We start from the raw sequence: 26,917 nt of genomic DNA, 5'->3' as shown, positions 1-26,917 counted from the left end.
GAATCCAAAAAATCGTTAATGCCTTATGGCTTCACCGCCACGATCCGAAGGCGGACGTAATCGGCGTACCAGCAGCCGTCCCGGAACAGTTCGCTTCGTGCCAAACCGGCTGTTTTTTGAAGTATGGCCTGTTTTTCGGATTCGTTAAAGGCAGACAGGAAGGAGTCCTCGGCAAAGCCCTTCAACCAGTGGGACAAACCGTCTTCGCCTTCCCCCAACTTGGTAGGCCGGTCGAAATGCGCAGCATAAATGACCCTGAAACCAAGCTCCTCAAGCAATGCGCTGTATTCGGCCAAACTCGGGAAGTACCATGGATTTAACGGTCCGGCAGCCACGCCGTAGTCTTTCTCCAATACGGCGGACAGACTACGAATTATTACATCTACGTTACCCTTACCGCCAAATTCGGCGACGAAGCGTCCTCCGGGTTTCAGCGCGTTCCAAACGGAGGCGGCTGCGCCTTGCGCATCCTTTATCCAATGAAGCGCGGCGTTGGAAAACACAGCGTCTGCCGGGAAATCCAGTTCAAAGCTTTCGGCGTTATCGACACGAAAGTCGAGCGACGGGTATTTTTGACGAGCTTGTTCAATCATCGGTGCCGAAAGGTCCATGCCGAACACTTCCGCCCCGGTTTTCGAGATTTCGTAAGTCAGGTCCCCCGTGCCGCAGCCCAAATCGAGAATTCGTTCTCCGGTCCGGGCCTGAAGCAGTTCCACAACGTCCTTGCCGTATTCCGATACAAAGCCCAGCTTGTCATCATACAATCCGGGCTGCCAAACTTGCTTGCTTTCCGCCATCACGGTAGCCTCCCTTGCCTGTATCGTATTTTTAATTCATCTTCACTTTGCTTGATTCCATTATTACGCAGAAACAATAATTGGTGAAATATATAGTTCGAATCACAGTGATAGGTTTACGCTATAAACAAATATAAAACATATTATTTTTATAGGAATAATTGAAAATAAATTGACACGCCGTCTTTCAAGCTGGTAATATTCATTCAAATAGAAGTTCATTGCGACAAAAGAATAGCCGTCCGTGAAATCGACTGGTTAACCAGAGATTCAATAAGCAGGCCTCGCCTCCTTATTGAATCTCTTTTTTTGTGCGCGCTGAATAACAATTCATATTAGGAGCTGAGAACATGTCCAATGAGTTTCAAGGGGAAATTAAGCCGTATTACGATGACAGCAAGCCATGGTGGCCCGAGCCGAAACGCCCGCCGGAGGGAGCGCCGAATGTAGTCTATATCGTATTGGACGATACGGGCTACTCGCATCTGGGCTGCTACGGTTCGGATATTTCGACGCCGAATATCGATAAGTTGGCGAACGGGGGACTGCGCTATACCAACTTCCATACGACTGCCATCTGCTCCCCGACCCGTACTTGCTTACTGACGGGAAGAAACCATCACTCCGCAGGCATGGGATTCCTTGCCGATATCGACAACGGGTTTCCGAATTCGCGGGGACGGGTCAGTAAAGAAACGGCGCTGCTCAGCGAAATTTTACAAGAAGAAGGATACAGCACGCTGGCTGTAGGCAAATGGCATCTCCTTCCGTCCGAAGAAAGATCATTGGCGGGGCCGTTTGACCATTGGCCGTTATCTCGCGGTTTTGAACGGTATTACGGGTTTTTGGGAGGGGAGACGAACCAGTGGAACCCTGATCTGGTTTCGGGGAATGAATACATTGACCAACCGAAACAACCGGAGGAAGGCTATCACTTAACGGAGGATTTGACCGACAAGGCGATTCAATATGTCCGTGAACAGAAGAGCGCGGCGCCGGATAAACCATTTTTTCTGTATCTCGCTTACGGTGCGACACATGCCCCGCATCATGCGCCCAAGGAGTTCATCGATAAATACGCCGGCAAGTACGATCAAGGTTGGGACGTTGCCCGCGAGCAATGGTTCAGCCGGCAAAAGAAGCTCGGCATCATTCCGCAAAACGCGCAGCTTCCTCCGCGCAATCCCGGAGTCAAGCCATGGCATTCTTTAACGCCGACGGAACGGCAGTTATTTGCAAGAATGCAGGAGGTGTTCGCCGGTTTTCTCGATCATACGGATTATCATATCGGCCGGTTCCTGGATGCGCTCCGGGAAATCGGGCAATTCGACAATACGATTATTGTCCTGGTTTCCGATAATGGGGCCAGCCCGGAAGGACAGCAAATAGGTACATGGAATGAGTATAAAAATTTCAACGGGGAAGCCGAGCAGGCGGAGCAGGAAGTGGCCCATATCGATAAGCTGGGAACCCCCGAGGCATACAACCATTATCCGATCGGGTGGGCGCAGGTCGGAAACACGCCTTTGAAATGGTATAAGACTTTCGTTCATGCGGGAGGAGTTAAAGACCCGTTCATCATCTCGTATCCGGATAAGATCAAGGATGCCGGCGGGATTCGCAGTCAGTATCATCATGCGATCGATGTGGTCCCTACCATTTTGGAATTGGCGGAGATCCAGGCGCCTGCCGAATTGAAGGGCATCCAGCAGAAGTCCATAGAAGGCGTAAGTCTGGCGTACAGCTTCGAGCAACCGTTGGAGCCGAGCCGGAGAACGACGCAATATTATGAGATGCTGGGCAATCGCGCCATTTATCATGAAGGCTGGAAAGCCGTGACCTACCATATCCCGGGGACCTCCTTCAACGATGACAAGTGGGAGCTCTACCATGTGGATAAGGATTTTTCGGAAAATAACGATCTTGCCCAGTCCGAGCCGGAAAAGCTGAAGGAGTTAATTCAATTATGGTGGAAGGAAGCGGAACTGTACGGAGTGCTGCCTATCGACGGCCGCGGCATACTGGGGAAATTCAGCGGCGGAGGGCAGCGCCCGGAAGCTGTAACCCACAAATACTACCCGGGCACGGAAGGGTACCATCATTACGTTCTCTTCAATCCTAGGCTGACGCATTCTATTGAGGCGGACCTTGTCCGGACTTCGGCGGACCAGGAGGGAGCCATTCTCGCGAGCGGCGGGAGATTCGGAGGATTTGCGTTCTATGTGCAAAACAATCGACTGGTCTACCATTACAATTTTATCGGAGAACAGCATTATGTGATCGTGTCTGCCGAAGAATTGCCGGTAGGGCCGGTTACCGTAAGATTTGATTACTCCGCCGAGACCCAAACCGGAAAGCTGTACGTGGACCAACTGTTCGCCGGGGAAGGCGATATTCTGAAAGTCGCTTATATTACGGGCCCGGGCGTGTTCTCGGTCGGCAAAAGTGCGCAAACCCCGGTAAGCGACAACTATGAAACTCCGTTTATTTTTTCGGGAGAGCTTAAGGAGGTTCGTGTAACGATTCCTCAGTACATTCGCGATCAGGAGTCTTTGGTCGCCAAAGAATTGGCTGTAGATTAATAAGTTTATAGATTAGCGGATCAATGGACCATACTTATGAAAAGAGAGGGTTTTGCCCATGAATCAACCTAAATATAAATTATCGATATTGCTGTTGTTTATCGTCCTGCTCATCATTTTGCCGGCTTGCAATTCATCGACCGTCGCCGGCACGGAAGGGAAGGCCGATGCCAAAGATGCCAAAGCCAAATTCACGGTCAGCGTCGCAAATATGGGGCTGTCCAACCTGCATGTAATCAAGGAAAAAGGGTGGCTTGAAGAAGAGTTGGCAAAAATAGGCGCCGATGTGGAGTGGTCGAACCACCCTGCAGGTCCCCCGATCAACGAAGGGCTGGCATCGAAACGGATTGACTTGGCCGTTTTGGGCGAAGGAGCTATTTTATCGGGTATCAACAACAAGCTGGACGTTAAATTGGTTTCGCTGCTGTCTAACGGATTGTACGGAGTAAACTACTTGATCGTACCGGCGAATAGCGACATTAAAGAGATAGCCGACTTGAAGGGCAAGAAAATAGGAGTTCAATTGGGGACTTCCCATCATGTATTTCTCCTGAAAGCTCTTAAAACGGCGGATCTTCAACTGGATGATGTAAAAGCCGTTAATCTGGTCATCACGGATGCACAGCCGGCATTCCAGACCGGACAGTTGGATGCTTGGGTGACCGCGGATCCGTTCGCGCAAATCGAATTGAACAAGAACGGTGCGAAGCTGATAGCTTCGGGAGAATCTCTGGATGTCGTATCCCCGACCTTTTACATCGCCCGCGGGGCATTCGCGAAGGAACATCCGGAAGCCGTGGAAATCTTCCTGAAGGTCATTGACCGCGCGCTCCAGCTGGAGAAGGAGAACCACGAGGAATTCATTACGCTGGCGGCAAAAAACTCCGGCCGTGACCGGGCGTTAATCGAAACCTTCGCCTCCAACGCCAAGTATGAGAATAACCCGCCTTCGGAGGAAATATTGAAGCAGCTGCAAGACTCGGCCGACATCCTAACGGATCTCGGATACTTAACCGAGAAGCTGGACATCAAGCCTTATGTAGATAATACGTACATTGAAGGAATCAGGAAGTAGAAGAAAGCACGCGCTCGCATGTACAACGGCGGCGCGTGCTTTTTTGCATAACTTTTGCGGATTATGATAGAGAAGTGACTTTTCATTGGAAATTATCCAATCAATAGGGCGGTTCAATCCATGTACCGTTAGTTTCATTGGATAAAATCCAACAGAACGGCGGAGTTAAGAGTAAATCCGTGTCCATTCTGTTCGTCTCATTGGATTTCATCCAATGAGACACTATTAATCGCACATGCAAAGCGCCCCTCATTGGATTTAATCCAATGGGGGGCGCCTTTTGGTGCAGCGTAATCGGTTTTAAACTAAGCATTGGTTTAAGCCTTAAAGCTATCCTGCCATCTCAGCAGCTTCTCTTCCAGCACACGAACGAAGGAGTCGGACAGTTTGCCGGCAAGCGCAAAGATGATGATTCCGACGAAGACGGTGTCGGTCTGCATAAATGACCTGGCATCCTGGATCATGTAGCCTATGCCTTTATCCGCGCCCAGCAGCTCAGCGGCTACAAGGCACATCCACGCAACACTGAGGGATAACCTTACTCCCAGCAATATATTGGGGAGGGCGGAGGGAATCATCAGCTTCGTAATCTGCTGAAGGCGGGTATACTCCATAATTCTCGCGACTTCAAACAGCTTGTTGTCGATGTTTCGGATTCCGAGAAAAGCCTGCAAATATAAGGGGAAGAACGAGCCGAGCGAAATGAGCAGAATCTTGGACAGTTCGCCGAAGCCGAACCATAAAATGAATAGCGGCGTGATCGCCAGCAAAGGGATGGTACGGATCATTTGAAATGAGGGATTGATGTATTGCTCGGATTTCCGGTTCATTCCGACGATGATGCCAAACGCCAGGCCCAGGCCGCCTCCGAGCAAGAAGCCCAGCAGCGCGCGGAACAGGCTGATCTCCATATGTTCCCACAGTTTTCCCGTGGAGATCAGGTTGACGGCCCGGGTTAGAATAAGCGAAGGAGAAGAGAACAGCAGGGACGGCAAAGCTCCCAGTCTCGTCAACACCTCCCATACCAGCAATGCCACAACCGGTAAAAACAAGGCTCTAAACAGGGCGAGCCCCCGGTCCCATGACCTTTTCTTTCGTTTTAAGGTATTTTCTTTGTTTTCCGCTAGAGTTATCGTTGTCATTAGGATGCTACTCCTTTCTCATGTCTGTTTCCGGGAATAAAGTGAGTTAAATGCTGAAATCATCGGGCTCGTTAGGTTTATGGTCCAGATGTTCCAGAATGACGGTTCTGAACTCCTGGAAGGCCTTGCTTGATCTTGTACGCGGGTACGGAAGGTCTATCGGAACAACGGCTTTGATCCGCCCCGGTTTGGCATCCATCACCACCACCTTGGAGGACAGATAAACGGATTCATCAATGTCGTGAGTAACGAGCACCATCGTCGTTTTGTTCTTCTCCCAAATATCGTGCAAAGCTTCCTGCAAATGAGCCCGGGTAAAAGCGTCCAAGGCGCCAAAAGGTTCATCCAGCAGCAGAACCTTCGGATTGCGCAGCAGCGCACGGGCGATGGCCACCCGCTGGGACATCCCCCCGGATAATTGGCGGGGATAGGCTTTCTCAAACCCTCCCAGATTCACAAGCGCGATGAGATGATTCACTTTGGAACGAACCTCGGGATCCCTTAATGACAGATTGCCTGCAATATTCTTCTCCACCGTCAACCAAGGGAACAATCGATGCTCCTGAAAAATAAATCCCCGGTCGATCGAAGGGCCGTGGACTTCATGGTCGCCCACCGCGATTTGGCCGTGAAAGTCGGAATCCAGTCCGGCGATGAGCTTGAGCAGCGTGCTTTTTCCGCATCCGCTTGGCCCGATGACACTTACGAATTCACCTTCCTGAACGGTCAGGTCCAAGTGATCCAGTACATGAACGCCTCCACGATCATTCTTAAATGTTTTGCTGACTTGGTTAATCTCCAAAGCGGTTGCCATATCCAATTCCCATCCTTTCTCTTGTAAAATGCAAAAAAGAGATTCAGCCAAATGACCGCAGTCATTTCGCCGAATCTCTAGTATGCCTAGTCGATTCAATGCGTACATTGCATGGAATTGGTATTAATTTATCATTTATCAATTCTATAATCAATACATAATACCAACTAAGTTTATTGGTTTAATAAAAATAATGCTTGACACTTGTTTTTTTGCCCTGCTAAGATACGTTCAAGGCATAAGCGCATAATCAATACAATGGAATTCATTAGTTTCCTAAAGAAACCGAATCGACTGCACAAGCAGAGATTTGATGAGAAGCAGCAAGGTTTGCTTCCCGTCAAATCTCTTTTCTTTTTGTCAAACTAATGCGTTGTAAGTGATTATCGATAAATCTAAGTATATTGGAGGGCATGAGAAATGACGACTCAGCAGCAACTCAAGGTGGTGCCTGTCGCAGGCCGCATCGGGGCGGAAATCCAGGGCGTCCTGTTAGGTAAAGACTTGGCACCGGAAGTGTTCAATGAGATCAAGCAGGCCTTGCTGAAGTACAAGGTTGTTTTTTTCAAGGGCCAAACCCATTTGGATGATGCGGAGCAAGAAGCGTTCGCCGGGTTGCTCGGCGAATTGTATGCCCATCCAACCGTACCGGTCAGGGACAACACGAGCTCGATCCTGGAACTTGACTCTCACTCGGGCGCCCGGGCAAATCAATGGCATACGGACGTAACCTTCGTTCCGGAGGTTCCCAAATACTCCGTACTCAGAGGAGTGAAAATTCCTAGTGTGGGCGGGGACACGGTATGGGCCAATACGAATACAGCTTATGAGGATCTGCCGGAAGGCTTGAGAATATTAGCGGATGAAGCCTGGGGGATTCATTCCAATGAATTTGACTATGCGAAGCTAACGGTTTACAAAGGGGCCAGCAACGAGGAGCTTGCCAAGAAGTTTGGCAATGCGTTTGCGGCCACCGTATATAAAACGAAGCACCCAGTAGTTCATGTGCATGCGGAAACGGGAAAAAGACACTTGCTGCTCGGCAATTTTGCGCAAAAGTTAGTCGGTTACTCGAGCAGTGAGTCCGAATCTTTGATCAGCACCCTTCAATCTTATGTTACTCGTTTGGAAAACACAGTACGCTGGCAATGGTCGGAAGGCGATGTCGTGATCTGGGATAACCTGGCCACACAGCATTATGCCGTGGATGATTATACCGAGCAGCGGATCGTAAGACGCGTAACCGTCGGCAAGAATGTGCCGAAGAATCTGCATGGCGAATCGAGCGAGCTATTTTATAAAAATTAATAGAATGATAACGAGGAGGAGATAAGATGCCGACACAACAACAGAAATTGCAAGTGGTTCCAAGAGCGGGGCGGATTGGTGCGGAGATCTCGGGAGTGAAGCTTGGAGGGGACTTGGATCCGGAAGTGTTCGAAGAGCTCAGGCAGGCACTAATAGAGTATAAGGTTATTTTCTTCAAGGGCCAGAATCATTTGGATGATGCCGAGCAGGAAGCATTCGCGAAATTGCTGGGCGAGCCTTATGCCCATCCTACGGTTCCTGTCAAAGACAAGACCAATTATATTTTTGAATTGGATTCCCAACATGGGGCCAAGGCGAATCATTGGCATACGGATGTAACCTTCGTCACAGAGGTGCCCAAATATTCGGTCTTAAGAGGCGTAACGATTCCATCCGTTGGTGGAGATACGGTATGGGCTAACACGAATACGGCCTATGAGGACCTGCCTCAGGAGCTGAAGGAATTGGCGGATGGACTGTGGGCCATTCATACGAATGAGTATGATTACGGATCCCTGACCAAAGAAGGTGAGGAGGCGTTACAGAAGGCAAGGGCCGTATTCTCATCCACGGTGTTTAAGACAAAGCATCCGGTGGTGCACATTCATGCTGAAACAGGGAAGAAGCATTTGCTGTTAGGCGGATTCGTTAAGAAATTGGCCGGCTTCAGCAGCGGCGATTCGCAAAGATTGCTGAGCATTTTCGATTCCTATGTAGAGCGCCTGGAAAATACCGTTCGCTGGCAATGGAGCGAAGGCGATGTGGTGATCTGGGATAACCTGGCCACACAGCATTACGCGATCGCCGATTACGAGGAACACCGAGTCGTGCGCCGCGTTACGGTTGGCAAGGAGGTGCCTGTAAACGGGGAGAACGAGCCCAGCACTTCAATTCAATAATGTAATCTATTGTAAGGCTAGACTGCTGCCGAATACTTGGGTGATTCGGCAGTTTTGCTATTTATAAAAATCCATTACGCCAGGAGTGCGATTATGATGTCCAAGTCATCCTCTCATTTGAAATCATGCTGCGCAGTATCAAGAAATCTGGTGGCTCCTAAGACGGAAACCCGTGTCGGCGCAGAACATAGCACGGTCTTCGATCCGGCCCGAATGGCGGTGATTCCGGCCGGGGAATATTTACTCGGCTCCTCGTTTGCCGAGAGCTCGGAAGAGGACGGAGAGACGGTACGCCGCCAGGTGCGACTCGACTCTTTTTACATAGACCGGTTTGCGGTTACCAATGAACAGTTTGCATCTTTCATCGCGGAAACGGGATATATCACCGATGCCGAGCAATACGGCTGGTCGTTTGTGTTCCACTTATTCGCAGATTCCGTTGCAAGAGAGGAGATCATAGGCGTGCCGGAGAGCACACCGTGGTGGTTCGGTGTTCGAGGAGCCAGTTGGAGACATCCCGAAGGAGGCAATTCCACGATCGCACACCGGCTTAACCATCCGGTCGTACACGTGTCATGGAATGATGCGAATGCCTATGCCAAGTGGGCGGGCAAGCGTCTGCCTACGGAAGCCGAATGGGAATATGCCGCCTCAGGCGGAATACCGGACATTAGGTATCCTTGGGGAAATGAATTGCATCAAGGCGAGAAGCATCACTGCAATATTTGGCAGGGCGAGTTCCCGGAGATCAACTCCGCCGAAGACGGGTTCCGGGGCACCGCCCCGGTTGACAGCTATGAGCCGAATGAATTCGGGCTTTATAATATGGCGGGAAATGTATGGGAGTGGAGCGCGGATACGTTCGTCGCAAACCGGAATGTGCAGGACCAAGCCCCCTCCTTAACGGACCATTCCGTGAAATTGATCAAGGGAGGGTCCTACCTGTGCCACAGCTCTTATTGCAGCCGGTACCGGATTTCCGCACGGACCTTTAATACGGCAGACAGCTCCACGGGACATATGGGCTTCCGCTGCGCGGCCGACCTTTCGTAACCCAAACTTCGTAAGATTGCACATAAGCTCATGAGAGTTGGACATTGGGCGGCCTTTCGCTTTTGGCTAATCTGGAGAAGTACAGAGCAAAAGCGTAAAGGAGAGGAACGGATCATGCCGAAAATCGCAGACAAATACTTGCAGGTCGATCCCTGGAAAGTCGTGGAGGAAGGGTTTGACCCGGTGCGCAACCGGGTTTCCGAGTCGATTTTTTCGCTGGGAAATGAATATATGGGGGTCAGGGGCTATCCGGAAGAAGGGTACGGCGGAGATAGCCTGCTGGGAAGTTATTTCAACGGGCTGTTTGAAGAGAGCAAGGTTGCAGCCCACTATAAAGGGATTATCAAATCGCTGCGCTTCATGGTGAATGCGGTGGATTGGCTGTATACCCGGATTACGATGGATGGAGAGACTTTGGATCTGGCCGCAAGCCGGTTCTCCGATTATCGCAGAGAGTTGGATTTCAAAAGCGGAATTTACACCCGGGAGCTCGTTTGGCATCTTTCGAACGGAAAAGACATAAAGCTCCGGTTCGAGCGCTTTGTCAGTATGACCGTCTCCAACCTGGGCTGTCAGCGGATCGTATTCGAACCGCTGAATTTCTCCGGCACGGTACAGGTCCGTACAGGTCTGGATTTTTCCGTCCAGCATGAGGATCAGGGCCGGGGCTACTGGGGGACGTTGAAACGGCAGGAAACCGGCGGAATGTCCGGTATTTTGGCCCAAACCGTGAATACGAAGAACCGGCTGTTCTCCGCCTTCCGGCTGGAAGCTTCCGACTTGCTGGACAGCTCGCCCGTAGAAAGCGATTGTTTTATCGGCCGGAACGTCACGCTCAAGCTGGAGCAAAGGAAAAGCACGACGCTCGATAAGCTGGCTGTGAATTATGCGGAAAAAGACCTCTCTCTGGATCACGAATCCGTTTGGCAAAAAGGGATTGAACTTGCCGGGCAATATGCCGGCATAGGTTATGACAAGGCTGCCGAGCAGCAGCTGGCGTATTGGACAAGAGTCTGGAAATCCTCGGACATTGTGATCGAAGGAGATCCGGAAAATCAGCAGGGGATCCGGTTTTGCATTTTTCAGATGTATCAGACTTACCACGGCGATAACCCGGGCTTCAATATCGGGGCCAAAGGGCTGACCGGCGAAGCTTACCGGGGCCTGGCGTTTTGGGATACGGAGTCGTATTGCCTGCCGTTTTATATTTTTAACAATCCGAAGGCGGCCAAAAGTCTGCTGGAGTTCCGTTATAAATCACTCCCTTACGCACTGCAGCGGGCTAAGGAGTTGGACTGCGAAGGGGCGTTCTATCCGATCGCCACGATCGACGGGACGGAGAGCTGCGATCTGTGGCAGCACTCGAACCTGCAATTGCATGTAGGGACCGCCGTCGCTTACGGCATCCGCCACTACGTCAACATAACGGGCGATACCGGGTTTTTATACGACAAAGGCCTGGAAATGCTGATTCAGATCAGCCGCTTCTACGCGACCCGTGGGCAGTTCGGGCAGAAGACCGGAGAATACGGGTATTTCGGCGTCATGGGACCGGATGAATTCCAACTCATGGTTAACAACAACTGCTACATCAACCTGATGGCGAAAAAAATGTTCGAATATACGCTCGATGTGATCCGGCAAATGCGAGACGAGGAGACGGCCGCTTTTGAGGCGCTTGCGGAGCGGCTCGGATTGACGGAGCAGGAGATGGCCGACTGGAAGCACAAGGCCGAAACGATGAAAATTCCGCAGGACCGGGAGAGCGGCGTGTTTGAAGAGCATGACGGCTTTTTCGATATGCCCCATCTGGATATCCTCGCTATTCCGGTGACGGAATTCCCGCTGTATTCGCATTGGTCCTACGATCGATTGTACCGGTACGACATGATCAAACAGCCGGATGTATTGATGTTCATGTTCCTGTACAGCGGTCAGTTCACGCTTGAAGAGAAGCGTGCCAACTACGATTACTACGAGCCGAGATGCATCCATGAATCGTCGCTGTCGCCGTCGATCCATTCGATTATCGCCGCAGAGATCGGCCGGCCGGAGGAAGCCTACAAGTTCTTCGAGTTTGCTACGCGGCTCGACCTGGACAATTATAACCGCAATACCCGGGAAGGGCTGCATACGACGTCGATTGCCGCAGCCTGGATGAACATTGTATACGGCTTTGGCGGCATGCGTTCGGATGGAGAGAAGCTGGTGTTTAATCCGAGCATTCCTGAGCGTTGGGAGCATTACAGCTTCCCGATTACGTTCCAGGGTACGAAACTGGCCGTTGAAGTGAACAAGGAATATGCGACCTTCCGGGCCGAGTCGGGCGAACCCGTGGATATTTCCCTCTATGGCCAAACCTATCGGGTAGGCTCCGAAGGCATCAAGGTTTCTTTGGACCAGGTGAAAGTAGGATGACCATGGCCATGGATTGGATCATACGTGAACAGGGCTTTGATAAAGAACGCATAGCCGCGAACGGCAATAAATTCATGATCGGCAACGGGTACATGGGATACCGCGGGACGATGGAGGAATTCACCCGGGAGGAGCTGACGGCCACGACGCTGGCCGGATTGTATGACCGGGTGGAAGGGAAATGGCGCGAACCTGTGAACGCGCCGAACGGGCTGTTTACCCGGCTCGAATGGGAAGGGACGCCTCTCGGCGTCCTGACTGGCGGAGCCGGGGCCGGGGCTGGGGTGGAGCTGCTGGAGCACGAGCAGCAGCTCGATATCCGGCGGGCGGTGCATCGCCGCCGGACGGTGTTTCGCGTTCCCGGCGGCGACGCGGAGGAGCGCCGGGTGACGCTGACGGCGGAGCGGTTCTGCAGCGCGGAGCGGTTGAATTTGCTCGCCGCCAAATTGACGGTGCAATCCAGCGCTGACGGTGAGCTGGTGATCCGGACCGGGATCGACGGTGAGGTGTGGGACATCAACGGCCCGCATCTCGAAGGGTTAGCCGGTCGTGAAGCTGAAGGCAGCTTGCTGCTTGCCGGAATGACGCGGGAGCTGAAAGTGCCTGTAGTTGTCGCGGAAACGGCAAGCTTCGATGTAGGTGAGCAAGCCGTGAAGACAGACTCGGTCTCGCTGATCCGGGAAATCCGGATCCCGTGCCTCGCGGGCGAAACGTATACGATCTATAAATACGCAGCGGTGTTTACCGGCCTGGACGGTACGGGAGATGCCGACGGAGCTGCGCTTCGGCTGAGCCGCGAAGCAGCCGGGCTCGGGTACGAATCGCTGCTGAAGGAGCACGCGGCGAAATGGGAAGAGAAATGGAGCCGCGCCGATGTGGTGATTGAAGGCGACGAAGAGGCTCAGTTGGCTCTGCGTTACAGCCTGTATCAGCTGCTGATCATCGCGCCGGAGCATTCGGAGAAGCTGTCGATCCCGGCCCGCGGACTGTCGGGTCAGGTGTACAAAGGAGCCGTGTTCTGGGATACGGAAATGTTCATGCTTCCGTTCTTTCTGTACACGCAGCCGGAAACGGCCCGTAATCTGATGATGTACCGGATTCATACGCTGGACGGGGCGAGAAGAAAAGCGGCGGAATACGGTTATGAAGGCGCGTTTTATGCTTGGGAGAGCCAGGAGACCGGCGATGACGCTTGCACGCTGTTCAACGTGAACGATGTGTTTACCGGGCGGCCGATGCGCACCTATTTCCGCGACAAGCAGGTGCACATCAGCGCGGACGTGGCTTACGGGATCTGGCAGTATTACAGCTTTACCGGTGACGACAGCATCCTGTTGAACGGCGGAGCGGAAACGGTATGGGAGTGCGCAAAATTCTTTTACTCCTATGCCTATTTCAATCCCGGCAAGCAGCGCTACGAAATTCTCGATGTTACCGGACCGGACGAATACCATGAGCGGGTGAACAACAACGCGTTTACGAATGCCTTGGTCAAAAGAGCCCTATACATTGCCCTGGAAGCCATGGATTTTCTTCGCGCGAACGACCCGGAGCAATATGAAACGCTTGTTAAGAGAAGCGCGATTCAGCCGGAACAGGTCCGCGATCTGCATGATCGCCTGTATGTGCCGCAGCCGGACGCCAAGACTAAGCTGATCGAGCAGTTCGATAGATACTATACCCTTGAAGACGTACCGTTGCCGGAGCTGAAATCGAGAGTGTTGAACAAGAACGAATATTGGGGCGGGGGCAACGGCCTGGCTACGACCACGCAAATCCTGAAGCAGGCCGACGTGGTGCTTATGCTGCATCTGTTCCAGAACCATTACGACCGGGAAACGAAGAAGGCGAACTGGGAGTATTACGAACCTCGCACCGAGCACGGATCAAGCCTTAGCTCCTGTATCTATGCTCTGGTGGCCGCGGATATCGGTTCATCGGAATGGGCATATCCCTACTTCCTGCGAACGGCGACCATTGATCTTACCGGGGATTCCAAGCAATACGTCGGGGATTTGTATATCGGCGGCACGCATCCCGCGGCCAATGGCGGGGCATGGATGGCGGCCGTGCTTGGCTTCGCCGGGATCTCTTTCGATGGAAGCACGGTGAGCATTAAACCATCGATGCCGCACAAATGGCAGGCGGTGGAGCTCCCGCTGATCCTGAGAGGTCAATCCTTCAAGGTTCGGGTCATGCCGACCGGCGTTGTCGTTGAAGCCGGAGCGGATAATAACGAGGCGGTAGCTTTCAAGCTCGGGACTCATGAAGTTCAGGTCGCACCTGGCGAGACGGCTCAAGTCGATCTGTAAAAAATAGAATCAAGCAAGGAGAGAACATCATGCTGGAAACGATGAAAGGCGCGATCTTCGATTTGGACGGAGTGATCGTGGATACGGCGAAATACCACTACCTGGCTTGGCGCTCGCTGGCGAAGTCGCTCGGGTTTGAATTTACCGAGGAAGACAACGAACGGCTTAAAGGGGTCAGCCGGATGGAATCGCTGCAAATCTTGCTGGAAGTCGGCGGTGTTGAAGCGAACGAAGCGGAGCGGCTCGAGATGGCTGACGCCAAGAACAAGGAGTATGTGGACTATATTTCCCGGCTGGAGCCTTCGGAGATTTTGCCGGGAGCGAGGGAGTATTTACTGCAACTTAGAAGCAGGGGAGTTAAGGTTGCTCTCGGCTCGGCGAGCAAAAATGCGGAGTTTATTCTAAACCGGCTCGGGATTGCGGATCTGTTCGATGCGGTCATCGACGGAACGAAAGTGTCCAAGGCAAAGCCGGACCCCGAGGTGTTCTTGGCGGCCAGCGCCGCGCTGGGATTGGAGCCGTCTGCATGCGTCGTGTTCGAGGACGCGGCGGCCGGAGTGCAGGCGGGGAAAGCGGCCGGCAGCAAGGTGGTCGGCATCGGAAGTGCGGATATTTTGGCGGAAGCCGATCGCGTGATTAACGGCCTGTACGAACTGGCTGAAATTCATTAGAACCCGAATAGGAATACAATAGAATATGGAATTATGGCCCTGGTATAGCCCAGGGTCTTTTTTCATGTCACCGCGATTTATTTTTTACTGGCAAGCCGCCCAAAATCCATTACACTAGGGAGGAAACGGCACACGGAGCGAAGTTGGATCGGAGAAACGCTCATGATGTACGTAGAAACGCACATGCTTGCGTGATTTTAATCTTGCTACACTTAAAGGGTCAGGGGGCAAAATCGTTGAAACCTAAACTCACCAATCCGCTCAATAAAATGAACGTGAAGCAGCAGTTATTACTGCTATTTCTCGTGATCATCATCCCGCTGTTCGTGTTGAATTCCTATGGCAATTACCGGGCCGGGCAAATATTGAAACGGCATGTCACGAATGCCTATATCGAGCTCAGCAAACAAAATTTCCGGCTTATCAACCGTGACATCGAAGCGGTAAACAAGGTCACGTCCACCGTGTTCCAGAATTCGCAGGTACAGCAATTGAATTCAGTTTCCAGCGAAGAAACGGTGCTGGAAAGGGTGAAAAAGTACGAAAAGCTGGAGGGCCTGTTAAACAATTATTCGCAGGAAACGGATGAGCGCGAGCCGCTGTATTATTCACTTTATGTCTATGACCCGGAGAATACCTATTTCTTCGCGCCGTTTTATCCGGGACCTCGAAAATCGGGGGTGTACTTCTTCGGGGACGAGGAAAAACCGGAATGGTTCGATGAAGCGGTGGAGAAGAAAGGAGAGGGCTACCTCAGACTGCTCGAACATTTGTCATTGCCTACCAAAGGACAGGGAAGCCAGAAGACACTCGCTTACGTCCGGGCGATCAACAATATCTACAAGAACGGGACGATCGGGGTGCTGGTCGTGACTAATCTGGACGGACGGATCGGCGAATCTCTGCAAACCGTGTCCTTACCGGAAGGGGAGCTGTATTTTACGGATTATGACAACCGGATTTTGACCGCCAGAACAAAGGAGCACAGCGCAGTGCTGGAGTTGCCGCCCGAAGCGGACATGGGCGATTCCGCTATCGGCGTGAAGGATATTATCACCGACAAGTTTATTTATGTCATAAATTATAATCGCATTATGAAGCAAAAGCTGGTTTACAAGGTTCCGGTGCAAGCTTTGCTGCAGCAGCAGAATGAGATCAAGCAGGTCATCCAGCTGATTTCGATCGTTTTCTTTGCCGGCAGCCTGATCTTCATGCTCTATTTTTGGCGCTCGCTCATGATGCCGATTCAGAAGCTGGTTTATTTCGTCAGGCGGTATGAACCCGGAAACGTAGTGCCGGAAACGCCGCGTCTAAACAACAAAAATGATGAGATTGGCGTACTGATGTCCACGACGTATGACATGGCTCGCCGTCTGAACGATCTGATTCATTACAAATACACCATGGATCTGAAGCAGAAGGAGTCGCAGCTGCAAATCCTTTATCAGCAAATCAATCCCCATCTGCTGTACAACACGTTGGAGAGTATTTACTGGAAAAGCTCCATGGAGGGGAACAACGCCTCGGCGGAGATGATCAAGGAGTTGTCCAAGCTGATGAAAATCAGCCTTAGCCGGGGAAGGGAACTGATTACGCTGGAGGAAGAACTGGAGCATGCATCGGCTTATATCAAGCTTCAGCAGCACCGGTACGACTATCAATTCAAAGTATCGATCAGCATTCCCGAGGACTTGCTTCCGGTTGTCATTCCCAAGATTTCGCTTCAGCCCTTGATTGAGAACGGGATTATCCACGGGGTGAAGCATATGGGCGAGGACGGGGAAATCGCGATCAGAGCCTACGGAGACGAGGAAAATATTTATCTGCATATCGAAGACAACGGATATAAGCAAGTCGATTATGACAAAATCAATCAACTGCTGGAGGAGGAAAGCCCGAATCCGGCTTTCGGATATGGCATTCGCAATATCCATCAGCGTATTCTCCTGCATTTTGGACCGGGATACGGTCTGACCTATGCGGAGCGCCAAGGAGGCGGGACGATGGTGACACTACATCTCCCGAGAACGATTCTGTCGCAAGAATAATCAGCCAGGGGGAATCTAACATGTACAACATTTTGGTCGTTGACGACGAACCGTTGATTTGCAAAGGGCTAGCGGGACTATTAACCTCGTCCGGACTAAGCATTAGAGCGATTTACACCGCCTATAGCGGACATGAGGCGCTGGACTATGTCCGTATGGAAGAGATCGATTTGCTCGTCACGGATATTCAGATGGGCGAGATGAACGGCATCGAGCTGATGCACCAAGCGAAAATGATCAAGCCCTGGGTGCAAACGATCATTATTTCCGCGCACGAGACTTTTCAATACGCGCAAATGGCGCTCCGGCTCGGAGCCAGAGACTATTTGATCAAACCGCTGGGCAGCGAGCAATTTCTCGATTCGGTCCGCAACGCGCTGCTTAAGATGGATAAGCCGGTGCCGCAAATCGATGATTTTTTGTTGCAGGATACCGAGCATTTCCACATGGAGGAGCTTCACCCGGAACAAAATGAACGGTTAAAAGCATTGCTGGCAACTGCTTCTCCTGGGGGAGAAGATGCCGCGGAGCGGGAACTGGAATCGGAATTGGGTGTTCGCGGTCCTTATTTTTCGTTCATCAAATTGAGCCTGGATCATCGTAAAACGAGCGGGACAGAACAAGAGTCCAAGTATAACGATAGAGACGCCAAGCTGTTTCGTTACGCGGCTTTGAATGTCGCCAAAGAACTGCTCTACAAGGAGTGGAACGCGCTTGCCTGTTATTTCTCCGATTGGGACATCAGGATCCTGCTGCAATGGGATGAAGCGGAGTACGCCGAGCTGGACATGAATAAAATCAACCAGCTTGAAATGATCGGACGGAGCTTACATTACCATGTGAAGAAGTATCTTGGAATCGATGCCACGGTCGGGATCAGCCAGATTTTGAAAGGCGTGAAGTTTTTAAGCGTACTGAGCAGCCAGAGTGATAAAGCGGTCCTTTGGGGCGGGGAACAGGGAGACTATCACGTCTTTTATTACGGCGATTTCAACTGGACCAACCATGCTCAGGATCCATCCGCTGAAGAATTGACCTCGCAGAACAACCGGATCGTTCAGAGCGCCAAACAATATATCGAAGCGAATTACAACCAGAAAGGCCTGACCATTCATGACGTGGCCAAGAAAAACCATGTGAGCCCCAACTATCTCAGCTACCTTTTCAAAAAAAACACCGGCTACAATCTATGGGAGTATGTGATCAAGTTGAGAATGGAAGAGAGCAAATCCCTGATTCTCAATACGGATCTGCGCCGTTATGAGATCGCCGAGCAAGTCGGTTATGAATCGCCGGAACATTTCAGCAAAATATTCAAAAAATATTTTGGCGTCAGCCCCAGCGAATTGAAGAAGTAGTAACAGCTATACTTCACATAGTATTACACATGTTCTAACTCCTCTCTATTTTCTAAAATGAAAGCTGGACACTAAAGAGGAATGAGGGAGACTCATGGAACAATCGGTGATTTCACCAGGCAACAGGGTAAAGGGGCCAGAGAAAGAGACCCAAAAGCTCAAACGGACGTCAAATTGGAAGAAGTATATGTGGGGCTATCTTTTTCTCGTTCCGGCTATCGTCATTTTTATTATTTTTTTATGGGTTCCGATCATCAAAGGAATGGTCTACAGCTTTTACAACATCGATTTCGTAAAAGGCAATACGTTTGTCGGATTCGATAACTACGTCAAGATTTTTAATAATCCGGACCTGTGGCTCTCTGTAAAGAACACGTTATATTTTATGTTCCTTACGCTCGTCATGGGGTTCTGGGTGCCGATCGCGGCGGCCATCGCCATTTCGGAGCTGAAGTTCTTTCAAGGCTTCGCCCGGATCGCGGCCTATTTGCCTTTCGTCGTTCCGGGGGTCGTTCTGTATGGCATGTGGAGATGGATGTATGATCCGGTAGGACCGATCAATGCCCTGTTGGGGTGGTTCGGAGCTGATCCGGTGTCTTTTATTTCCGACGGACGCTTCTCGATGATATCCATTGTTTTCATGGAAACGTGGCAGCAATTCGGATCTGCGATGCTGATCTATCTGGCCGGCGTCCTCAGTATCCCGAGAGATTGGTATGAAGCGGCTGAAATCGACGGGGCGGGGGTTTGGAGCCGGATCAAATATATTACGCTTCCTTCTATGCGCAGCTTGATCATGCTGATGCTCATTTTGCAAATTATCGGTACATCTCAAGCATATCAATCCCAGTTGGCCTTGCTGGATGGCGGTCCGAACAAAGCTACGCTGACCTATGCGTTATTTACGGTGAAGAACGCATTTACCCAGCTCGATTACGGAGCCGGTACAGCGCTTGGTGTGCTTATGTTTGTGGTCTTGGGCATTCTCGGCATCATTCAATTCAAGCTCAACAGGGAGGAATATTAAGATGGAGAGAGGTATACTGTCGCCTTCGGACTTGCAGAAGCCCGTCAACAAGATACTCTATGCCTTCATGGTTTTATGTATTGCCGTCATGGCCTTTACGATGCTGTACCCGATTGCAATGACCATGTTTAACGGTCTGAAGAGCAATCCTGAAATCAACACCTTTCCGCCGAAGTTCTTTCCGACCAAATGGCATTGGGAGAATTTCTCCAAAGGCTGGGACTACATTCCTTTGCTGGTATATCTGAAAAATACAATGTTCATTTTTCTCGGTAATCTCGTGATGACCATTATGGTACTCGGACTGGCTTCGTTCAGTATTTCGCGAATTCGCGTTCCTTACAGCCGGGCCGTATATTTCTTCATTTTGCTGACGTTGTTTATTCCGGCGACCAGCTATATGATTCCGAACTTCGTAAACCTGAAGGAGCTGGGACTGCTTAATTCGTATTGGGCTTTCTGGCTGCCGGCCGGAGCGAATGCGTACTTTTTCTTATTGATGAAAAATTTCTTCGACGGGATTCACCCGGAGATTTTTGAAGCGGCCCGGATCGACGGAGCGTCGGAGCTTACCAGCTATTTAAGAATTGCCATCCCGCTGTCGATTCCGATTTTCGCGACGTTATCCATCTTTATTTTCTCCACGGCTTGGAACGATTGGTTCTGGCCTTCGCTCGTCATGCAAACGGAAGATAAGTACACGCTGGCAACCGCCATTTATAAATACGTGATCAACGCCCGAAATTTGGACAGCAGCATCAAGTTTTCAATTCTGTTTATGGTCATGGTGCCGCCGATCTTCGTATTCCTGGCCTTCCAGAAGTTTATTGTGCGCAGTGTCAGCCTGACGGCAGTCAAGGGATAGCGTTTACATTTAGCGTAGTGCTGCGCATGATCGTCATATGAATGCACATCGTCGGTTACTGTTTTCTCTTCTAAGATAGAAATGTAACTAAATGAGGATTAAAGCCTCGATAACATTTATGAAAAGGGGAGTTTGAATGCGCAAGTTCTCAGCATTATTGATGTGCCTCATGCTGTTCGGTTCGCTGCTTGCAGCGTGCGGCGGAGGCGGAGGCAACAAGAACACGGAAAGTCAGACCAATAACGGAGGGGCAGCTCCGAGTAACTCGAACGGAGGCAACGCGGCTCAGACGGAAGAACCGGCTGACGATATTACGCAAAGAAAAGTAACGCTTAAAATCCACTATCCGTTGCCGGACGAGACTACGCTTCGCGCTCAAGAAGACGATAAGATCGCACGGTTCCAAGCTAAGTATCCAAACGTGACGATCGTAAAGGATGACTGGCAATACAGCGTCAATGAGATCGGTGTGAAAATGGCGTCCAATGAAGCGCCGACTTTCTATAACACCTGGGCGACCGAAGCGCAATTGCTCGTGGAGCGCGGTTGGGTAGCGGATATTACGGAACTGTGGAACGGCTGGGAGTACAAGGATGACATTAATCCGGTTCTCCAAAATCAGTTCATCGTAGACGGCAAAGTATACGGTATTACTCAAAATGGTTATGTTACGTCCACCGTTGTGAACAAGAAGCTCCTGGAAGCGAAGAACCTCGAAATCCCGGCCCTCGACTGGACTTGGGACGATATGTATAACGTAGCTAAAGGGGCGGCAGATCCGAAAAAAGGTATCTCCGGAATTGCTCCAATGGGTAAAGGAAATGAAGCGGGCTGGAACTGGACGAATTTCCTGTTTGAAGCCGGCGGGGATATCGAAACCAATACGGACGGCAAAGTAACGGCCGTGTTCAATTCCGAAGCGGGCGTCAAGGCGCTTGATTTCTATAAGAAGCTGAGATGGGAAGCCAATGCGATTCCGCAAGACTGGGCGCTGGGCTGGGGCGACGCTATTAGCTCGTTCCAACAAGGCAGGACGGCTATGGTGATCGCCGGAGCGTTCGACGTAGTTCAAGCCGCATTGAATGAAGGCGGCATGAAGCCTGAAGATGTTATCGTTTATCCGATGCCTGCTGCGGAAAAAGGCGGCAAGCATTACGGGATTTTGGGCGGTAACTACCTTGTAATCAATCCGAACGCAACGAAAGATGAACAGGAAATGGCTTTCCGTTACATCACTTTCGACTACTTTACCGATGATGCGCTGAAATCTGTCGAAGACACAATTCAAGCGCGTAAGGCGGAAGGCAAATATTATATCCCGACTCCGCTCGAATACTTTAGCGAAGATTCGGAGTATGCAACGAAGATCCAGGCGATTTATGATAAGTACGACAATGTATTCAAATACGATCCAAACCTCTTCGGCTTGCTCGAGGGCAAACCTGAAGCTCAATTCGGAACACAGGACTTCTATGCGACGATGTCCAATGTAGTACAGGAGTCCTTCTCCAAGAAAGGTACGGATTCCAAGAAACAGCTGGATGTAGCGGCGCAGTATGTACAAGAGAACTTCTTTGATAAAATCCAAGCTCAATAAGTAATTCCATAATAAAAGGCTGCCCGCGTAGTTTTGCTACGTCGGGCAGCCTTTTTAAGTGCGCTTATTTTGAACTGATCTCTTTAAAGGACGCCTCCGCCGCTTCCAGCGTGAAGTCGATGTCCGCTTCCGTGTGCGCCGTCGTCAGGAACCAGGCTTCATACTTGGATGGGGCCAGATTGACGCCCCGGTTCAGCATGGCACGGAAGAACGCGGCAAAGGCTTCGCCGTCGGTATCCTGCGCCTCGTCGTAATTCGTGACCGGATGGTCGCAGAAATGAGTGGAGAAAGAGCCGCGGATCCGGTTAATCGTGAGCGGCACGCCATGGCGCCGGGCGGAATCGGCCAGGCCGTCCGTCAGCTTGATAGTCAGGCGCTCCATTTCCTCGTAGACGCCCGCTCCTTGAAGCACCTCCAGGCAGGCAATGCCGGCGGAGATGGATGCGGGATTGCCCGCCATGGTCCCGGCTTGATAGGCCGGACCGAGCGGAGCGACCTGCTCCATGACTTCCTTGCTGCCGCCATAAGCCCCGATCGGCAGCCCGCCGCCGATAATTTTGCCGAGCGCGGTCAGATCCGGCCTAATCAGCTCATGATTGGCAAGTCCGGCATAAGTCTGTGTCGATCCGTAATGGAAACGGAAGGCTGTAATGACCTCGTCGTAAATGACGAGAGCGCCGTAATACCGTGTCAGGCGGCAAACTTCCTCAAGGAAGCCCGGCTCAGGCATGACCATACCGAAGTTGCCGACGATGGGCTCGACCATGACGGCGGCTACATCGTCGCCCCATTGCTCAAGAGCATCTCCCAGCGCATCCGCATCGTTGAACGGTACCGTAATTACCTCTTGGGCAATGCTTGTCGGAATGCCTGCGCTATCCGGAATGCCGAGCGTGGACGGCCCGGAACCTGCGGCTACCAGCACCAAGTCGGAGTGGCCATGATAGCATCCGGCAAATTTAATGATTTTGTTGCGCTTCGTATAGGCGCGGGCCACCCGGATCGTCGTCATGACCGCTTCCGTACCGGAGTTGACGAAGCGGACCTTGTCCATCGACGGGATCGCTTCTTTCAGCATGGAAGCCAGCTTGATCTCCAGCTCGGTCGGCGTGCCGTACAGCGTACCGTTGGCGGCCGCTTCCTGGATCGCTTTGGTGACATGAGGATGGGCATGCCCCGTAATGATCGGCCCGTAGGCGGCGAGATAATCAACGTAACGGTTCCCGTCAACGTCCCAGAAGTGTGCGCCTTGTGCCTTTTTCATAAAGACGGGCGCCCCGCCCCCGACCGCCTTGAATGAGCGGGAGGGGCTGTTGACGCCGCCGACAATGTGTTTCAATGCTTCTTCGTACAGAAGCTCTGATTGCTTTCGGTTCATAAAGTAAAACTTCCTTTCAGTGCGAATTCAAAAAGTCAGGTTTTCAGGACCAAGAAGGTTGGATGAAGCTAGGGACTGAGTAGCGGATCGTACATGAGGTACGTGAGCAACGGAAGGCCCGGCTGAATTCAAGATTCGACGTCGAATCCGCTTCATGATCTGCTTCGTCGTGGAAGGATGACTTTTTTAATAACCTCTTTCAGAATAGGTTCAGCTTCCAAGGAACTTAAGGCCCGGTGGAAGTAGTCTGCCCGCTATCGCTGTTTCCCGAATCCGAAGGAGTGGCGTTTCCGTTTCCGTCGGTGGAGGTGTCCGCTTCGCTGTCAGTAGTTCCGGTTCCATTGAATACTTCCTGTACGAAGTCTTTGAGCTGATCCTCGCTTCGTACGCCTAACACATCCGAGCCTCCGACCTTTTTCTCCACGAGCAGATCCATAGGCGGAATCTGTTCGCTGGAGCCCATTTCGCTGGAGTAGCCTACCGTGGCCAACTTCCACATATCTTCAACGGACAGGTTGGTGTCGATGTAAGGATTGACTTTATCCAGAATCGACGGAAGCTTCATGATGGAGGTGGTCGACTTCATTTTATCGGCGACGGCCTTCAGGAAATTCCGCTGTCGCTCTGTCCGCGTAAAGTCGGACAAGGCGTCATGCCGGAAACGTACATACTGCAGGGCTGTACTCCCGTCCAGGTGCTGCTGGCCCTTCTTCAGATCGATATCGTATTCATGATTATCCGCTTTGCTGGTATAGTGCATATCTTTTTCGACGTAAAAATCAACACCCCCAACAGCATCCACCAGTTCGATGAATCCCTGGAAGTCGGTATATACATAATATTGGATTGGAATGCCCAGCAGATCGGATACCGCCTTCATCGCCGTATTCGGGCCATGCGTTATCGCGCTGTTAATTCGGTCCGATCCATGATCCGGAATTTTCGTGTAAGTATCGCGCATAATGGAGAATAAATTCACCTTTTTGGCGACCGGATCAAGCGAGGCTACAAGCATCGTATCGGAACGGGGAATCTCGCCCTTTTTCAAGCCGCGGGCATCGACGCCCATCAACAGGATGTTGACGCGCTCGGTTCCTTCCCATTTCGGAGGTTCCGGTACCTTGGTTTCGGTAGGTTTAACATTATAGAAAGGTGAATCCTCGCCGGTTTTCTGGAAGTCGTCAACCTGATTGTAAATGGCGATGAAATAGTAAGCCACGAGAGCGGCTACGACGACCAGTACTCCGACTGCGGACCAGATGATCGCTCTTTTAGTGCGTTTTGTCATTTTGTTCGTCCTTTCAGAGAAAAACGAATGAATTCGCTTCGAAAATGGATGTCTTCATATCATTACATTATAATTTCTTTTATAATTACAATCAATTTATCATATATTGACAAAAGTTGTTGATGGGTTAAGGAGAGAAGGAGAGAAATTATATGACTGAGGTACAGATTCAAATGGGACAACCCGTTCCTGACTTTCGTCTTCCGGCCAGCGGCGGGGGTGAGATGGCACTTAGCGATTTCCGGGGCCGTAAGGTCGTGATTTATTTTTATCCGAAAAATATGACCCCTGCCTGCACGCAGGAAGCCTGTGATTTTCGCGACCGGAGCGGCCAGTTGGAGAAGGAGGGGGCAGTCGTGCTCGGTATCAGCGGCGATCCGGTCAAATCCCACGACAGGTTCAAGGAGAAGCAGAACTTGCCGTTTCCGCTGTTGTCGGATGAGGACCATGAGGTCTGCCGCATGTTCGGCGTCTGGCAGCTCAAAAAATTGTACGGCCGGGAATACGAAGGGATCGTGCGTTCGACCTTTTTAATCGATGAGAACGGCACACTCGTTAAGGAGTGGCGCGGAGTTCGGGTGAAAGGACATGCGGACCAGGTCTTGGAGGCCGTCCGATCGATGGATTAAAGAAGAGGGTTGCTTATCGCCAGTCTGAGAGACTTGCGATGGGCGATCCTTATTTTTTGTGGAAATCGCCGTGGCTATATCTCTTAATTTTTGATTAAAGAATAGGAAGTCTATTTTCTTCTCTACCTTCATACAATCTACCAGAAAGCCAAAGAAATGATTGATATAAACGGCGGAGGTAGAAATAAATGAGAAAAATGTGGATGTTCGGTTTGAAAAGGTTTTGCATGGCAGCTATCGCAATTTTAATAATTATAGCCGCGGCCTTCCTATACGGAGAGCGCGAAGCCGTTTTGCCTGCGGCATCGGCGCAGCCCTTGCTTGCGCCCGCGTCAGCTTCGGGTACGGAGGATGCGGTTCGGGCTGATCCAAATGAGGGCGGAGGAGCATCCGTTGTTCCGCTCCAAGAGCTTGCTGTGCAGTCTAAGCAGGAAGCGGTAGTTACTGTACCGCTCTTGTCTGCAGTTTCCGCTTCCGCAACCGCCCGGGCGACATCTACTCAGGCTGAAAAGATCGTATACCTTACTTTTGACGACGGACCAAGCAAATTGACGGGCCAAGTGCTCTCTATATTGAAAGAAGAGGAAGTCACCGCCACGTTCTTCGTTTTGGGCGAGCACGCGAAGCAATCCCCTGAGTTGATTCAACGTATGAAGGAAGCGGGGCATGCCATCGGAAATCATACGTATAATCATGAATATGACGATTTATATAGCAGCTTTCCACGCTTCTGGGATCAGATCAAGCGGACCGAGGAAGTTGTACGTGAAATCACCGGGGTACGTCCGGCTATGGTCCGGGCTCCGGGCGGCACGTACGGACATTTTGACGAGACCTATTTCAAGCTGCTGGAGCAGGGCGGTTATAAGGTGTTCGATTGGGATGTGGATAGCGGAGATTCCAAACGGAGGGGTGTTCCCGCCGCAGAAATCGTCAAGAATGCGACTTCCGAAAAGTTGAAGGACGAAATGATCGTGCTGTTGCATGACGGAACCGGACATGAGGAGTCTGTTAAGGCATTACCTGAAATCATTAAATTTTACAAAAAACACGGATATACCTTTCGCGCGCTTTCTCCGGATCAAAAGCCGGTTCAATTCAGCCTGGCCGACGCCTCCAAGATCAAAACGAAGCCTGCCCCGTCCAAGGCCTGGATTGAGAGTCATATCGAGCCTAACGCCGCCTTGTTTGGTCCGGGAGAGCCGCTGTATGTGGAGGCCGGAGGGGTAGCGACGAAGCTGGCTGCCGGAGAATATGAGCTTACAGACGGCCAGTACATGGTTCCGCTTCGTTCGACGATGGAACGGCTGGGCGCCAAGGTTAGCTGGGATGGACAAAGTCAATCCGCGGTCATCGTATGGGGCGATGCCACGGTTATCATAGAACCGCTGAAGGAAACTCTTGTATCTAAAGGGGTAGAGGTATCGTCTCCGCTCACTCCGGTGCAGTTCTCCCGGAAGAACAATTCGCTATGGATCTCTCTGAGGCCGCTTCTAGAGGCGACCGGGCATCCTATCGTTTCGTTTGAGGCCGGTCGGGAGGAACGAAGAGTCAAAGCAATGTAGGAGCAGGTTGTTCTTGGTTTTCTCTCTTCCATGTCTATGACGACTAGTTTTTGGGGAAACTGGTTGATAGATTTGTTGTTTTCTTATGGGA

General features: G+C 51.2%; 20 protein-coding genes. 15 read left to right on the top strand and 5 right to left on the bottom strand.

The features are described 5' to 3' along the window. Nucleotides 1-23: 23 nt before the first annotated feature. The gene (locus tag KB559_RS18250) at nt 24-797 is read right to left on the bottom strand and encodes a class I SAM-dependent methyltransferase (RefSeq protein WP_211023659.1); all 774 of its coding nucleotides are present in this window, start codon (nt 795-797) and stop codon (nt 24-26) included. A 350-nt stretch (nt 798-1,147) separates the two neighbouring features. Between KB559_RS18250 and KB559_RS18245 the strand changes: the two genes are divergently transcribed. Together KB559_RS18245 and KB559_RS18240 are read left to right on the top strand one after the other, a co-directional pair. Continuing rightward, a complete protein-coding gene (locus tag KB559_RS18245) occupies nt 1,148-3,379 on the top strand; it encodes an arylsulfatase (RefSeq protein WP_211023657.1) in 2,232 nt (743 codons plus the stop codon). 58 nt (nt 3,380-3,437) lie between these two features. Further along, complete coding sequence (locus KB559_RS18240; protein WP_211023655.1) at nt 3,438-4,454, top strand: aliphatic sulfonate ABC transporter substrate-binding protein; 1,017 nt, start codon at nt 3,438-3,440, stop codon at nt 4,452-4,454. A 317-nt stretch (nt 4,455-4,771) separates the two neighbouring features. Here KB559_RS18240 and KB559_RS18235 read toward each other — a convergent pair whose 3' ends face one another. Both KB559_RS18235 and KB559_RS18230 read right to left on the bottom strand, forming a co-directional pair. After that, nucleotides 4,772-5,596 carry an ABC transporter permease gene (locus KB559_RS18235; RefSeq protein WP_211023654.1) on the bottom strand — a complete coding sequence of 275 codons (825 nt, stop codon included), beginning with the start codon at nt 5,594-5,596 and terminating at the stop codon, nt 4,772-4,774. 46 nt (nt 5,597-5,642) lie between these two features. Further along, the gene (locus KB559_RS18230; RefSeq protein ID WP_211023652.1) at nt 5,643-6,410 is read right to left on the bottom strand and encodes an ABC transporter ATP-binding protein; all 768 of its coding nucleotides are present in this window, start codon (nt 6,408-6,410) and stop codon (nt 5,643-5,645) included. 420 nt (nt 6,411-6,830) lie between these two features. Here KB559_RS18230 and KB559_RS18225 point away from each other — a divergent pair, with 420 nt between their 5' ends. The 11 genes from KB559_RS18225 (at nt 6,831) to KB559_RS18175 (ending at nt 21,966) form a co-directional block, all read left to right on the top strand. Next, nucleotides 6,831-7,718, top strand: a complete 888-nt coding sequence (locus KB559_RS18225) for a TauD/TfdA dioxygenase family protein (protein WP_211023650.1) — start codon at nt 6,831-6,833, stop codon at nt 7,716-7,718. A 26-nt stretch (nt 7,719-7,744) separates the two neighbouring features. Further along, entirely contained in the window at nt 7,745-8,617 is an 873-nt protein-coding gene (locus tag KB559_RS18220; RefSeq protein WP_211023648.1) for a TauD/TfdA dioxygenase family protein, read from the top strand. A 96-nt stretch (nt 8,618-8,713) separates the two neighbouring features. After that, complete coding sequence (locus KB559_RS18215; RefSeq protein ID WP_211023646.1) at nt 8,714-9,670, top strand: formylglycine-generating enzyme family protein; 957 nt, start codon at nt 8,714-8,716, stop codon at nt 9,668-9,670. A 114-nt stretch (nt 9,671-9,784) separates the two neighbouring features. Next, nucleotides 9,785-12,088 (top strand): glycoside hydrolase family 65 protein, encoded by a 2,304-nt coding sequence (locus KB559_RS18210; RefSeq protein WP_211023643.1) that lies wholly within the window; start codon nt 9,785-9,787, stop codon nt 12,086-12,088. An 8-nt stretch (nt 12,089-12,096) separates the two neighbouring features. After that, entirely contained in the window at nt 12,097-14,400 is a 2,304-nt protein-coding gene (locus KB559_RS18205; protein ID WP_211023641.1) for a glycoside hydrolase family 65 protein, read from the top strand. A 29-nt stretch (nt 14,401-14,429) separates the two neighbouring features. Beyond that, nucleotides 14,430-15,071: a beta-phosphoglucomutase gene (pgmB, locus tag KB559_RS18200; protein ID WP_211023639.1), complete on the top strand. Its 642-nt coding sequence runs from the start codon at nt 14,430-14,432 to the stop codon at nt 15,069-15,071. Between the two features lie 236 nt (nt 15,072-15,307). Further along, nucleotides 15,308-17,119, top strand: coding sequence for a sensor histidine kinase (locus KB559_RS18195; RefSeq protein WP_211023637.1), 1,812 nt, complete (start codon nt 15,308-15,310; stop codon nt 17,117-17,119). A gap of 20 nt (nt 17,120-17,139) precedes the next feature. Then, nucleotides 17,140-18,477, top strand: a complete 1,338-nt coding sequence (locus KB559_RS18190; protein WP_211023635.1) for a response regulator transcription factor — start codon at nt 17,140-17,142, stop codon at nt 18,475-18,477. A gap of 94 nt (nt 18,478-18,571) precedes the next feature. Then, complete coding sequence (locus KB559_RS18185) at nt 18,572-19,504, top strand: carbohydrate ABC transporter permease (protein WP_211023633.1); 933 nt, start codon at nt 18,572-18,574, stop codon at nt 19,502-19,504. 1 nt (nt 19,505) lies between these two features. Beyond that, nucleotides 19,506-20,369, top strand: a complete 864-nt coding sequence (locus tag KB559_RS18180; RefSeq protein ID WP_211023631.1) for a carbohydrate ABC transporter permease — start codon at nt 19,506-19,508, stop codon at nt 20,367-20,369. 136 nt (nt 20,370-20,505) lie between these two features. Continuing rightward, entirely contained in the window at nt 20,506-21,966 is a 1,461-nt protein-coding gene (locus tag KB559_RS18175; RefSeq protein ID WP_211023629.1) for an ABC transporter substrate-binding protein, read from the top strand. A 64-nt stretch (nt 21,967-22,030) separates the two neighbouring features. Here KB559_RS18175 and KB559_RS18170 read toward each other — a convergent pair whose 3' ends face one another. Beyond that, a complete protein-coding gene (locus tag KB559_RS18170; protein ID WP_211023627.1) occupies nt 22,031-23,344 on the bottom strand; it encodes a glutamate-1-semialdehyde 2,1-aminomutase in 1,314 nt (437 codons plus the stop codon). A 226-nt stretch (nt 23,345-23,570) separates the two neighbouring features. Further along, nucleotides 23,571-24,632, bottom strand: a complete 1,062-nt coding sequence (locus KB559_RS18165; RefSeq protein WP_211023625.1) for an LCP family protein — start codon at nt 24,630-24,632, stop codon at nt 23,571-23,573. A 152-nt stretch (nt 24,633-24,784) separates the two neighbouring features. Here KB559_RS18165 and bcp point away from each other — a divergent pair, with 152 nt between their 5' ends. Together bcp and KB559_RS18155 are read left to right on the top strand one after the other, a co-directional pair. After that, the gene (bcp, locus tag KB559_RS18160) at nt 24,785-25,261 is read left to right on the top strand and encodes a thioredoxin-dependent thiol peroxidase (RefSeq protein WP_211023623.1); all 477 of its coding nucleotides are present in this window, start codon (nt 24,785-24,787) and stop codon (nt 25,259-25,261) included. A 227-nt stretch (nt 25,262-25,488) separates the two neighbouring features. Further along, nucleotides 25,489-26,826, top strand: coding sequence for a polysaccharide deacetylase (locus KB559_RS18155; RefSeq protein ID WP_211023621.1), 1,338 nt, complete (start codon nt 25,489-25,491; stop codon nt 26,824-26,826). Nucleotides 26,827-26,917: the final 91 nt, after the last annotated feature.

Origin of the sequence: Paenibacillus sp. Marseille-P2973, from assembly GCF_018101095.1 — a bacterium.
GTDB lineage: Bacteria > Bacillota > Bacilli > Paenibacillales > Paenibacillaceae > Fontibacillus > Fontibacillus vini.
The sequence above is the reverse complement of the archived record's forward strand: the minus strand, read 5'-3'. Positions and strand labels throughout refer to the sequence as shown.

What these genes read in the sequence shown, in the direction of transcription:
- KB559_RS18245 (WP_211023657.1), top strand. Translation starts at nt 1,148, where the DNA reads ATGTCCAATGAGTTTCAAGGGGAAATTAAGCCGTATTACGATGACAGC.
- KB559_RS18185 (WP_211023633.1), top strand. Translation starts at nt 18,572, where the DNA reads ATGGAACAATCGGTGATTTCACCAGGCAACAGGGTAAAGGGGCCAGAG.
- KB559_RS18235 (WP_211023654.1), bottom strand. Translation starts at nt 5,596, where the DNA reads ATGACAACGATAACTCTAGCGGAAAACAAAGAAAATACCTTAAAACGA.
- KB559_RS18250 (WP_211023659.1), bottom strand. Translation starts at nt 797, where the DNA reads ATGGCGGAAAGCAAGCAAGTTTGGCAGCCCGGATTGTATGATGACAAG.
- KB559_RS18165 (WP_211023625.1), bottom strand. Translation starts at nt 24,632, where the DNA reads ATGACAAAACGCACTAAAAGAGCGATCATCTGGTCCGCAGTCGGAGTA.
- KB559_RS18210 (WP_211023643.1), top strand. Translation starts at nt 9,785, where the DNA reads ATGCCGAAAATCGCAGACAAATACTTGCAGGTCGATCCCTGGAAAGTC.
- bcp (WP_211023623.1), top strand. Translation starts at nt 24,785, where the DNA reads ATGACTGAGGTACAGATTCAAATGGGACAACCCGTTCCTGACTTTCGT.
- KB559_RS18225 (WP_211023650.1), top strand. Translation starts at nt 6,831, where the DNA reads ATGACGACTCAGCAGCAACTCAAGGTGGTGCCTGTCGCAGGCCGCATC.
- KB559_RS18170 (WP_211023627.1), bottom strand. Translation starts at nt 23,344, where the DNA reads ATGAACCGAAAGCAATCAGAGCTTCTGTACGAAGAAGCATTGAAACAC.
- KB559_RS18190 (WP_211023635.1), top strand. Translation starts at nt 17,140, where the DNA reads ATGTACAACATTTTGGTCGTTGACGACGAACCGTTGATTTGCAAAGGG.
- KB559_RS18205 (WP_211023641.1), top strand. Translation starts at nt 12,097, where the DNA reads ATGGATTGGATCATACGTGAACAGGGCTTTGATAAAGAACGCATAGCC.
- KB559_RS18240 (WP_211023655.1), top strand. Translation starts at nt 3,438, where the DNA reads ATGAATCAACCTAAATATAAATTATCGATATTGCTGTTGTTTATCGTC.
- KB559_RS18175 (WP_211023629.1), top strand. Translation starts at nt 20,506, where the DNA reads ATGCGCAAGTTCTCAGCATTATTGATGTGCCTCATGCTGTTCGGTTCG.
- KB559_RS18220 (WP_211023648.1), top strand. Translation starts at nt 7,745, where the DNA reads ATGCCGACACAACAACAGAAATTGCAAGTGGTTCCAAGAGCGGGGCGG.
- KB559_RS18180 (WP_211023631.1), top strand. Translation starts at nt 19,506, where the DNA reads ATGGAGAGAGGTATACTGTCGCCTTCGGACTTGCAGAAGCCCGTCAAC.
- KB559_RS18155 (WP_211023621.1), top strand. Translation starts at nt 25,489, where the DNA reads ATGGCAGCTATCGCAATTTTAATAATTATAGCCGCGGCCTTCCTATAC.
- pgmB (WP_211023639.1), top strand. Translation starts at nt 14,430, where the DNA reads ATGCTGGAAACGATGAAAGGCGCGATCTTCGATTTGGACGGAGTGATC.
- KB559_RS18215 (WP_211023646.1), top strand. Translation starts at nt 8,714, where the DNA reads ATGTCCAAGTCATCCTCTCATTTGAAATCATGCTGCGCAGTATCAAGA.
- KB559_RS18230 (WP_211023652.1), bottom strand. Translation starts at nt 6,410, where the DNA reads ATGGCAACCGCTTTGGAGATTAACCAAGTCAGCAAAACATTTAAGAAT.